The 11,128-nt window shown below is 26.6% G+C and carries 9 protein-coding genes and 1 pseudogene; 1 reads left to right on the top strand and 9 read right to left on the bottom strand.

All coding sequences use genetic code 11. The features are described 5' to 3' along the window. Positions 1–7 precede the first annotated feature (7 nt). From E6A48_RS07450 to E6A48_RS07430, 5 genes are all read right to left on the bottom strand, one after another. Positions 8–1,747 carry a sulfatase gene (locus E6A48_RS07450; protein WP_219709393.1) on the bottom strand — a complete coding sequence of 580 codons (1,740 nt, stop codon included), beginning with the start codon at positions 1,745–1,747 and terminating at the stop codon, positions 8–10. A 96-nt stretch (positions 1,748–1,843) separates the two neighbouring features. Beyond that, positions 1,844–2,602 carry an amino acid ABC transporter ATP-binding protein gene (locus E6A48_RS07445; RefSeq protein ID WP_013244453.1) on the bottom strand — a complete coding sequence of 253 codons (759 nt, stop codon included), beginning with the start codon at positions 2,600–2,602 and terminating at the stop codon, positions 1,844–1,846. Further along, positions 2,586–3,236, bottom strand: coding sequence for an amino acid ABC transporter permease (locus tag E6A48_RS07440; RefSeq protein WP_219709392.1), 651 nt, complete (start codon positions 3,234–3,236; stop codon positions 2,586–2,588). Before E6A48_RS07440 ends, E6A48_RS07445 begins: the two co-directional genes overlap by 17 nt. 191 nt (positions 3,237–3,427) lie before the next feature. After that, positions 3,428–4,126: a hypothetical protein gene (locus tag E6A48_RS07435; protein ID WP_219709391.1), complete on the bottom strand. Its 699-nt coding sequence runs from the start codon at positions 4,124–4,126 to the stop codon at positions 3,428–3,430. A 178-nt stretch (positions 4,127–4,304) separates the two neighbouring features. Next, positions 4,305–8,042 (bottom strand): glycosyltransferase family 117 protein, encoded by a 3,738-nt coding sequence (locus tag E6A48_RS07430; protein WP_219709390.1) that lies wholly within the window; start codon positions 8,040–8,042, stop codon positions 4,305–4,307. 281 nt (positions 8,043–8,323) lie between these two features. On the opposite strand from E6A48_RS07430, the gene E6A48_RS07425 reads away from it, so the two are divergent. Next, positions 8,324–8,887 carry a hypothetical protein gene (locus E6A48_RS07425; protein ID WP_219709389.1) on the top strand — a complete coding sequence of 188 codons (564 nt, stop codon included), beginning with the start codon at positions 8,324–8,326 and terminating at the stop codon, positions 8,885–8,887. A gap of 57 nt (positions 8,888–8,944) precedes the next feature. Here E6A48_RS07425 and E6A48_RS07420 read toward each other — a convergent pair whose 3' ends face one another. From E6A48_RS07420 to E6A48_RS07405, 4 genes and pseudogenes are all read right to left on the bottom strand, one after another. After that, complete coding sequence (locus E6A48_RS07420) at positions 8,945–9,553, bottom strand: hypothetical protein (RefSeq protein ID WP_219709388.1); 609 nt, start codon at positions 9,551–9,553, stop codon at positions 8,945–8,947. Next, a pseudogene (locus E6A48_RS12050) lies at positions 9,534–9,728 on the bottom strand (hypothetical protein); the annotation flags it as partial. The pseudogene E6A48_RS12050 and the gene E6A48_RS07420, both read right to left, overlap by 20 nt. A gap of 99 nt (positions 9,729–9,827) precedes the next feature. Then, entirely contained in the window at positions 9,828–10,361 is a 534-nt protein-coding gene (locus E6A48_RS07410) for a hypothetical protein (RefSeq protein WP_219709387.1), read from the bottom strand. 311 nt (positions 10,362–10,672) lie between these two features. Next, the coding region (locus E6A48_RS07405; RefSeq protein WP_219709386.1) for a hypothetical protein at positions 10,673–11,128 on the bottom strand (456 nt) is incomplete at its 5' end.

Genomic DNA, 11,128 nt, shown 5'->3' with positions numbered 1-11,128 from the left:
AATTTGTTTAATCCATTAAAGAATTGAAGTATTTATTGCCCCTAAATATATCTTCTGATACTACCCTTTGAGCATGGTCATACTTATATGATAAACTATCATTATGAACCTCTATACGTCTTATATTACCATAGCTATTAGTATAAAAACTATTATAAAACCTTATGATATTATCAGTGTTTTCTTTATATAGAAGCTCTATCAAACTATTTGTATAATCAAGTTTAGTATTAGCTGCTATAAACATGGCAATATTCTCTGGAGGAAAACCATCTTCTAGTTTATAAGCCCCATCTTTACCATTCCATATAAGAAGCGGATTTACAGTATATGAACTTAAAAAAGATAATTTTATGCTTTCATCTATAGAAGAGTTGTATATAATATTTTTTAAATATGGATATAAATGGTCATGTTTAAATATGATTATAGCATCTGGATATTTCTCTAATATAATATCTCTAGTTTCTATTATATCAATCGCAGTCATCGCTGAGTTTTCAAGAGTTTCTACCAAAACAGCCCTATTTTTTTTATCTATCTTTCTCATAAATCTTTGATTGTTCGAAGCAAAATTTAAATCATTCTTTATATGTGTATTAGCATGACCTAAAAATGTAAAGCCTGTAACAAAAACATTATCATCTGAAATATTGTCTTTAATATAGTTTTTTATATTTGTAATTCCTAAACTAAATACTGTTTTTTCAACTCCAATATCAGGAAACAATTTATCTAAATAATAAGTAACTCCAGATTCTTCCAAAGCTATAACATTATACCCTTTATCCCTAAACAAAAATGGAAGAGTTTTAGTGATGATAGTAGAATCGGGCTTTTTTGGAAATATTGGTGAACTACCAGTTAAACCAGATAGCCTTGCAAACAAACTTCCGTTTCCATCATTAGGTCCAACTTTACAAGAAGCTTTAGCCCACTTTCTATATTCCTCTGGAAAAGGGTCTTTATCAAACAAACTTGCAAAATGACTGTAATCATAAAAAGATTCTAAATATATTAAAAATACACTTCTATTTGTAACTGTATCATCACTATATGGCATTATTAGCTTTGATACATCTACATCTCTTTGACTTAATAAATTAATGGCATTTTTTACATCATTAAGAGTGCATTCTATATTATTATATTTTTTATCAAAAGATATTCTGTGGCTTATTGTGTTTATTATGCCTTTACTATTTGCTATATCAAAATAATTCGCATAAATTGAATTAATCTTTACAGGTCTAAAAAATGATAAATATGTTGTTAATATCACAATCACTATTAAAGAAATAGATTTTACTCTTTTTATTTTATACATCTTATATAATCTATATATAAAATATAAAGCAAAAGCTATAAGCAAAGAAAAATAAAGTACAGTAGCAGCTATAGTGATAATTTGTAAATATAATGGCACAACCTCTATTAATGACGGATATAAATCAGGCATATCTGTAAAAAATAAAGGTTTTGTAACCACAGAGATACCCAGAGGCTCTATACTAAAAAAAGAAAATATAGCAACAATTACAAAAGAATATGATATTATAAGCCTTTTTTTTGTTGGTATATAATCACATATATTATAAGCTATCACAGAAAACCAATAAATATATATTATATCAATTAGATGAAATTCAAAGTTTCCTAAAGACATAAATGGAAATAAAAAATCTATTAATAAAAAATACAATATTAATATTATAAAAAAAGAAATAAAATAAAAATTATTTTTCATATTTGCAAAACACTATTATTTACCTAAACACTATTATATAAAATTTATATTTTGAGAATTATATAATTAAAATATTTTTTATTCAATACGTATAAATCAATTATGAAATATTTTGCTTAAAAACTCTTTAATTCTTTCATTATTTTGATTATTAAAGAAGTTCTCAGAATTATCCATAGCAATAATTTTGCCTTTGTCCATAAACGCTATATTTGTAGAAAGCTCTCTTACAAAGCTAATCTCGTGGCTTACTATAATCATAGTCATCTTTTCTTCGGCAAGTCCTTTAAGTACAGTGAGAACCTCCCCTATAAGTTCAGGGTCCAAAGCAGAAGTAGGCTCATCACATAATAATACCTCAGGCTTCATTGCTAAAGCTCTTGCTATTGCAACTCTCTGTTTTTGACCGCCGGAAAGTTCACTCGGATAACTGTCTCTTTTATCTTTAAGACCAACCATATCGAGTAACTTTAATCCCTCTTCTATTGCTTCGTCTTTGTTTTGCTTCTTTACAATGATTGGTGCTTCTATGATATTTTCTAAAGCTGTTTTGTGGTGAAACAAATTAAAGTGCTGAAATATCATTCCTATCTTTTCTTTTCTCTTTACAAAATCTTCTTTAGATATAGCAAGATTATTTGAAAATAAAGGTTCATTATCTATATAAACTTCGCCAGAATCTGGCTTATCTATTTGTATAATATTTCTAAGAAGTGAACTCTTTCCAGCACCAGATGGCCCTATAATAGAAACTATATCACCTTTGTGTACTGTAAAACTTACACCATTAACCGCAGCAGAGTCTTTATATTTCTTTTTTAAATCAACAACTTTTAAATTAGCTTCTAATGACATACTTCTTCTCCAAATTTCTAAAAAGAACAACTATAACAAATGTAAATAATAAATATATTATTCCTGCTATTACAAAAGGTATAAGCTTAAAATCTCTAGTTAAAACCTGTCTTGCATAAAGCATCAAATCACCTATTCCAAGAACTATTACTAATGATGTATCTTTTATTAGGTTAATAGCTTCATTTGAAAGAGGAGGCAATACTTTTCTTATAGCCTGCGGAAGTATTATTCTAGTCATTATTTGTCTGTAATTCAAATTAAGTACATAAGCTGCCTCATACTGTCCCTTATCTATACTCTCTATACCAGCTCTAAATATCTCCATAAGATAAGCTGCATAATTAAGAATAAAAGTAATAGCAGCAGAAGTAAATGCTGGAAAAGCTATTTTATTATTGGTGATAAGAGGAATACCATAATAGAAAAATATTAATTGAAGTATTAAAGGAGTACCCCTAAAAAGCCAAGCATAAATGTCAAAAATATATCTAATAAATTTTGGAGCACTAAATTGCAATGCCGCAAAAAGTATAGATAATGGCATAGAAAATATTGCCGTAACTAAATAAAGGCTTATTGTAACATATGTGCCTTTTAATAAATAAATTGTTGTAGATATTATGTATTCCATATAATAAAACTTTATAATAAAAAATATTTATAGTATTACTATTCATAATATTATAATATTATTCATAAAAATATCAATACATTTATTAAAATACTATTAATAAAAATGCTAGTTTTTTTATAAAAATGCATATTAATTAAAAAAAAGAGAGTATAAAATATACTCTCAAATTATAAAAATTAATAATAGTTTTATATATCGTACTCTATTACTTCTCTTTTCTTAGTACCGCCAAAATTAAACATATCTAAATGTATACCAAATTGAACTCCAACATCAACAGAACCCAATTTACCAGGATATTTATAACCAACACCTAAACCTTCTAAACCATTTTTCATTTGTAAATAAGGTATATCAAAATTAACATACAATGATAAGCTAATAAATATTATATTGATGCCTGTATATAATCTTACATAAGGTATAAAAACATTATTATATCTACTTGCAAAAGCTCCTCCGCTTAATGCTGTTTTATTATTTCCTTCTATATATTTTCCTAAGAATGGAAATTTTACTCCTCCGCCAACACCTAATTGAAATAATAAAGGTCTCCACTCTAAATTAACTCCTGTCATAACACTATCAAATTCATGCGTAACATCAGTAGAGTTTGCAAACTTAAAAGTATCTCTATACCAACCCACATCTACACCTAATGATATAGTATGAGTGCCATCGCCTATATTAAAATTAACTCTAGGGTTAAATATTACTCCAACTTCAAAAGCAGATTTTGGACTAAAAAAGGAAGTAGCTTCTGCATTATCTGAATAAAAACTAGGAATACTTCCTCCAAGTGGTATATACATACCTATACCTAATGAATGCGAGTAGACTAATGATGATGAAATAAGCATTAATCCTAAAACTATAATTTTTTTCATTTTTTAATCTCCTATTTAATAAAATATATTAGTAAATATTTTATACTTTTTATAGTAATATAGTAATTTTCTTTAAAAAATCAATATGAAAAGAAATTTTACAATACTAATTATAGCAATAAAAAAAGGCTTACTATTATAAATAATAGCAAGCCTTAATAATTATTATACTTTTTTATTATTGATTAGGAGCCCCAACAGTACCTAAATACTGCATTATCTGTACCCTTCTGCTTTCAACATCTTTATCCAAATTAGCTATAACCTGATTATCTTTAGAAAGAGGCGACATTCTTACCTTAAAATCATTATAAATATTAAGTGCCTCAACAATCATATTCTGTTCTATATATATATGACCTATAGCATACAAAGCAAAAGCACCGTCCTGAGTTAAATCATTAGTATATTTTGAATATATATTTACAGCTTCATTATATCTCTTTTGATTAAGATAAATGCTAGCCAAATCAAAATCTACACCTCTTATATCATCTCTAGTAATATTAGGAAGATTCAAAGTATCATTTAATATATTTATACCAGTATTAACATCACCAATATTAGCATAAAGTATAGCAAGCTCTTTATTAACATTTATCAATTGAGTGTTATTAACAGCTCTTTTTTTAGCTTCAGTTTTAGCCCAAATAGTTTCATCTAAATCCTGTCTGTTTTGATAAATATAATTAGCATAAGCAGTGTAACTATCAAAAGTGTTTTCGGCTATAGCCTGCTGTTTTAGAGCATCTGCCTGCTGTCTTGTAGTTCTAAGCTGTAAATCTAATCTATTATTAAACTGCATTATCTGTTGATAAGTAGTGTTTTGGCTTCTTGCAGCATCTCCCATATCTTTACCTCTATGGAAAGTTTTCTCTGCTCTTGCCATTACATCTTTAGCTTTATTTAAATATTCAGCCTCTTTCTCATAAGGAGTATCTTTAGAACGAGCTAAATATTCATAAGAAGCAGCCAAATTGAAATAAGCAGGATAAATAAGCTTTTCAAGTTTTATAAGCTCTTCATACATCACTGTAGCTCTCTCATAATCCTCATCTAATATAGCCTGATTACCTATAGCAAAGTAAACATTAGACATATCAAAGCCTATAGTAAGCATTCTCTCTTCTTCTTCTCTTTTAAGCTTTTTATATTCTTCTATTTTTGCATTAGCCTCTTCTCTTGTAATTCCGTTTTTAGCAACGTCTCCATTACCCATAAAGCCAAGTAATTTTTGATATGTTTTTATTCTTCTGTTATACATATCTATTTTGGCAAGTGAATAAGAACTTACAAAAATCTCTCTAGTTAAAAAGTCATAATGAGAAATCTCTTCAGCAGTTCCTTTCATAGTGTAGCTATTCCAATAATCTTCTTCTGTTTTTAACTCTGGGAAAGGAAGCTCATACATTTTTACGAAAGTTATCTCTTCATTGCCGTTATAGTTATTTTTTCTCTCTACTGATATTAACCCTTCATCAAGCAAAGCATTCAAATCTGAAACAACTTTTTCATTCTCATAATTTCTTTTTAAATGCTCTTTTGCTATTGCCTTATAATCATTAACAGTAAGAACTTTGAAGAACTCTAACTCATCAACTAAAGCATATTTTATAGGTTGAACTTTAAACACAAGTCCATAAGCCTTAAAGTAATAATCTCCAAGTCTTTCAAGACCATCTCTTCTCCAAGCCATATAATAAGGTCTACCACTGTCTATAAAATCTTTGTCCACAGCATCGCTTATGCTTCCAAGCCATCTGCCGTCTGTTTTCATAAGATTGCCGTATATTCTCTCAAATACATTACCTTTCTGGTCATATATTTTCAAATCTGGTCTTCTTCTTTCAACCATAGTGTAGTAAACAAGACCAAATACTTGGTTATCTCCTCCCTCTGTTGCAAATATTGCATTGTCTGGAAGAGAGTTCATCATATTGTATGAATAGTCATGGTTACTAAAATCTTTTGAGTTGTTGTTACGGCTAAAGTTCATTACAAATATAGGCACCATTATTGCAAATATTGCTATAAGTGATATTGCATGATAAGGCTTTAATTTTATATCTGTAATCTCTTCAGAAGGTTTCTTTAATACATTTTTTATATTAGTATTAAAATATTCCATATACCATTGTATACCAAAGCCAACTATTACAATCATATATAAAGTAGCAGGCAAGAAAAATACTTCAACAAATGATAAAGTTCTTACACTTGGAGGAGGATTAGTATATGCCATTAAAGATACACCAAAACTTAATAGTCCAAATACTGAGAATATTCCTATAAACTTATTTTTCTTAAATATTTGAAATAATCCAGGTATTAAGAATAGTAAACCTAAAACAGTTAATTGAGTTTTAAATATATTAATTAAAGCAGTAACTTGTTCTGGGTGAAGTATGAAAGCTGCTGCAATATCGTTACCAGAAGCACCGTATTGTTTTCTGTGTATCATACTAAATAAATAGCTTAAATTCTCCCAACCAGACGGTTCATTTAGCTGTCCCCAGTTTAGAGGAGGCAAAGCCCTTGCTCTTATAGGCATGTAAGCATATATCATAACGCCAACAGCAAGCATTAAAAGCATTTTGTAATAAGAAAATGATATTCCAGTGATAAAATCATTATCATTATTAAACTTATCTATCTTGCACAAGAAATATCTATAAACTAACACCCAAACTACAACTAAAAATAAAGGCCAAAATACTAAAAACATTCCTTTATAAAGAGTTGGGTAGAAAGGAGCTTTTAAATTTTGTATCATATCTGGTCTTAAATAAGAACCATTAGCAAGTGCTGTAAATATGTCGCTTAAAATGTTCATATCTGTGAAAGGCTTAAAGAGTATAGAGAATATAGAATCATTGGAAGCTACACCGGGAGGGAAATATAAATAAGCCTCATAATTCATAATAAATCTATAGTATCCAAACCCACCTATAAAAAGTAACACTAAAAATACAAATATAGATATAAAAGGAGTTTCAATGTTTTCTATATATCTGTCTTTATGAACTAAGAATAATACAATAGCTATAAACAAAAGAGGAGCAAAAGCAAAAGGCAAAGTAACATGGTGATTAGCAAGTGCTACCCCATAAAGAAAACCGAAAGCCATTAAATATTTATTTCCATAGTAAGGCACATCATCATTAGCATGCTGCCAAACTGCTTCAAACCAATAAACAAGTATTAAAAGCATAGAAGCTATTTGAAGAATGTTTAAGCTGTAAACTTCAGCCATAGTAGCCTGTGCCCACATATTGTCAGATATAGCAAAAGCAACACTTGCAAGTAATGCTGGTATATGTACTACAGGAGAAAAACCTCTCTCAATTCTGTTTTGTCCTAATACTTTAACCATAATAAGATAGAAGAAAATCATAGCGATAGCACCACATGTGCCTGAAAATAGGTTTGTTCTCCAAGCTATGTTTCCAAATGGTATATAAGTAAATAGTTTAGACATTAAAGTATAAAAAGGATATCCCGGAGCATGTCCTACCCCCAAGAAATAAGCTGCTGTTGTAAGCTCTCCATTATCTCCTGCCGAAAGTGAAGGAGTTAATGTAAACAAATAAAGCAAAAATGTAAACAAAAATGCTGCACTAGAAAATATTATATCTATCTTTGAAAGGTGATAGGGTTTTATTTCATACTTTTTAAATATTGGTTCGCTGTCAGAAGACTTTGAGAATAATTTAGAGAGTATGTTTTCGCCTTTTTCTTTATTAGCTTTTTCTTTTTTATTATTCTTTGCATTATTTTTTTGATTGTTTTGCAGATTATTAATATATTCTTCTATTAACTCTCTGTCTTTTTCTAGTTTTTTTGTAAGCTCATCAATGCTTTTATTTTTGTAATTAGCTTTAATATACTCTTTTTCAAGATGCGAAAGTTTAGCCATTGAATTATTTCCTCTTATCTAATTTTAAATAGTTTCAGATATATTTTATTTTGGATTATATGCGGCAATGAATTTCTTTTGTACTTTTTCCCGCCGCAAAAAGTACCAAAAAGTGCAAATAGTTGTTAATATTTTAATATCCGCAAATATTAGAACTATAATCAATTATTATATAATAAAATCGCTTATTGTTCAAGAATGTAAAACTTATTTTATATTGAAATAAAACATCTTTTAAATTATAGTAAAACTATATTTAGCAATTATACTATAGGAATAAAATGAAATTCTCAAAGCTTAATATATTAAATATTATATTGATATCTATTATAATTTCTTATATATTTTATAATGACTTGATAAAAAATAATAATACAGTTAACAATATTCACAACGCAAACTATATAGTAACTGATAATGATATTATTTTAGAGAATAGTTATAATAACAATAATATAGAAATTAAAGAAATTCGCCGCAACTACCTCAGATGGAGAGATAGAGAGCATCCTAACGTAGATTTTGAAGAGGATTCAAAAGATTTATATGTGAGATTAATAATAATATTTATGATAGGGGCTGCCATATTAGGTGTTTTGATAGAGATATTATTTTTTAAAAAAGACTCTTATAAATATTATATTATTGTACTTGCAATAATTCTTGTAATAAGCTCGGTTATTATTTATAAAATACATGAAAACTTGGCTATTTTTAATATTGGCGAAAGTATAGAGAGCATACTAGAATTATCAGCATTCTTTTTCGGCGGTGTAATGTCTTTTATAGTATTGCTAATTAGCAAACACCTTAGGGATAAAGATAATAAAAAAAATAATGAATAATTATAAAAATTAAATTCTTCTACAACTGATGTATAATAATATTTGTTTTTCTTATATTCATTTTCTAATTTTTTTAAAAACATAACTAGCTATAATTATTAATAAAATTAAAATTAATCCTATAATTAAAGCATCTTTTAATGTAATATCTCCAAATAAAACCATAGTAAAAATATTTGAAGGTCCTAAAATAGTTTCAATAATATCTTTTTGAATTGATAAAGTTGATTTCAAATTATTAGTATAATTATTTGTTTTATTGCTTATAGAGGCATCATTTATAATTGGCGGAGCATTAAAAAACGATGCATATAAAAGTATAATAAAAAATACAAAAGCAACAAGCAATGTCTTTTTTATGTTATCTTCATTTAAATTAAATAATGCCGTTATAATACCAATGGCTATAAATATATATTCATAAGTATTTTCAATATTTTTTATTATAAAAAATCCTGATACCACAAAAAACACTATTATTAATATTATAGCTATTGCCAAACCTATTACACTATCACCATCTACTACTGTTTCACCAATTCCTTTAATTAAAAGCAATATTAAAAATACTATTATAAAAGAGCATAAAAATAATGCTGCCATTCTAAATAAATCATTTTCTGGTATATTGATTTTATATATTAAATTAAAAATAATATCTTTCATAAATATTTATTATATCTCCTTTTAATGCTAATACTAAACCTAATATAATTCCTAATGCTATACTTAAATACTCTTTGCTAGTTATAATATTATCTTTTAACATAAGAAAAGCAAATATAGTAATTCCAATCCATAAAAATGAAAGAAAATTAATTATTATTTCTTTTTTATTTAATACTCCTTTTTTATTTTACGAATTAAGAATAGCTCTTATATAAATATTTTCTTCTTTATGTTTTCTTATCATAATTGCCTTATATTTTACTCTATATATTTATGAATATTTTTCTAAGAAAGTATCTAGTATTTTTCTAAAAATTATTGCACTAAATGCTAAATATTCTATTTTACTTTTAGCATTAATAACACATAAAACTGTTATAGTAATAACATTTGCAAATAAAAAAAGTGTGAATAGCAAACTTTTTTTATCCTCTTTCATTGTTCTGTAGAATTTATTAATTTCATTCTTTGTATTTGGTATAATACCTGTAAATATAGCCAATATAGCATATAGCAAAGAAACTCTCATAAATATAGTATTAAAAAAAGCTTTTGCCGTATAATATCTTATAAAGAAACTATTTTTTATATACGTTGTAAAGTTCACTTTCTTTTTTTCTTTTGATATATTTTTTAAATAAGTTGTTTCTAAATCATTTCTTATATTTATTTCTACTTCTTTTGCAAATCCTATATTTGTATCTCTGTAAGAAAATAATATTATAAGAGCAGGAGGTATTATAATAGGTGAAAACAAAAATATTGCAAAAATTATTATAGATTTTGCAGATTCTTTTTTACTCATTTTTAAGCCTTTATAGATATTATGATTAGAAAATATAAAGACAATACTTTTTTATTTATTATAATATAGACTTTTTTATAGAAAATAAAACTGTATTGTGTAAATTATAATGCTAAATTTATATCAGCATAATTTTGCTTTTCCATAATCCTCGTCATTATATTATTATATATACCTTTTTTGTCAATACGGTATATATGTTTATTGAATTATAAATTGACTTAGTTTATTGTAAGCGTAAAATAAAAGTATTAAACAAAAAATTGATAAACTTAAAAAATTAAGTATATATTTTTAGAATACTAATAAATTTATGATATTTTTCTAATGATAATACAGGCTATAAAACCGAAAATCACTCCGCTGAAAGCTAAATATTCTCTATTACTTTCCATATATATTGCTATTACTATTAAAACGAATGCTATTAATGCCAGAGTAATAAACACTACTAATATTGTTCCTATAGTCTCTCTAATATCTTCTTTTATTTTTATCTCTTCATGATAATATTTTTGGGCTATAATTGCGGTAGCTGCAAGCGATAATACATAAGTCAGTGTATATACAATTAATACTCTCACACCAAGAATTTTCAAATCCACTTTTGAGCTGCTATATTTAGATGATAAAGTTCCTTTTAATAATATTGTTATTATTTCTTGAAGTACTTCTTCTTTTTCAAAATTTGCTGCATTAGTTTGTTTATTATTATCTATTATTTCTTTTTTTTCTTGTATATTTTTATCAGCCTTAGCAAAAAATGA

The sequence above is a fragment of the Brachyspira pilosicoli genome, assembly GCF_019402445.1.
In the GTDB taxonomy this organism is placed as follows: Bacteria; Spirochaetota; Brachyspiria; order Brachyspirales; family Brachyspiraceae; genus Brachyspira; species Brachyspira pilosicoli_B.
This window is presented reverse-complemented; position numbering and strand designations above follow the sequence as displayed.

Bases quoted from the DNA above. Each gene is read 5' to 3' on its own strand.
- E6A48_RS07450 (WP_219709393.1), bottom strand. From the start codon at position 1,747: ATGAAAAATAATTTTTATTTTATTTCTTTTTTTATAATATTAATATTG.
- E6A48_RS07425 (WP_219709389.1), top strand. From the start codon at position 8,324: ATGAAATTCTCAAAGCTTAATATATTAAATATTATATTGATATCTATT.
- E6A48_RS07410 (WP_219709387.1), bottom strand. From the start codon at position 10,361: ATGAGTAAAAAAGAATCTGCAAAATCTATAATAATTTTTGCAATATTT.
- E6A48_RS07445 (WP_013244453.1), bottom strand. From the start codon at position 2,602: ATGTCATTAGAAGCTAATTTAAAAGTTGTTGATTTAAAAAAGAAATAT.
- E6A48_RS07435 (WP_219709391.1), bottom strand. From the start codon at position 4,126: ATGAAAAAAATTATAGTTTTAGGATTAATGCTTATTTCATCATCATTA.
- E6A48_RS07420 (WP_219709388.1), bottom strand. From the start codon at position 9,553: ATGAAAGATATTATTTTTAATTTAATATATAAAATCAATATACCAGAA.
- E6A48_RS07440 (WP_219709392.1), bottom strand. From the start codon at position 3,236: ATGGAATACATAATATCTACAACAATTTATTTATTAAAAGGCACATAT.
- E6A48_RS07430 (WP_219709390.1), bottom strand. From the start codon at position 8,042: ATGGCTAAACTTTCGCATCTTGAAAAAGAGTATATTAAAGCTAATTAC.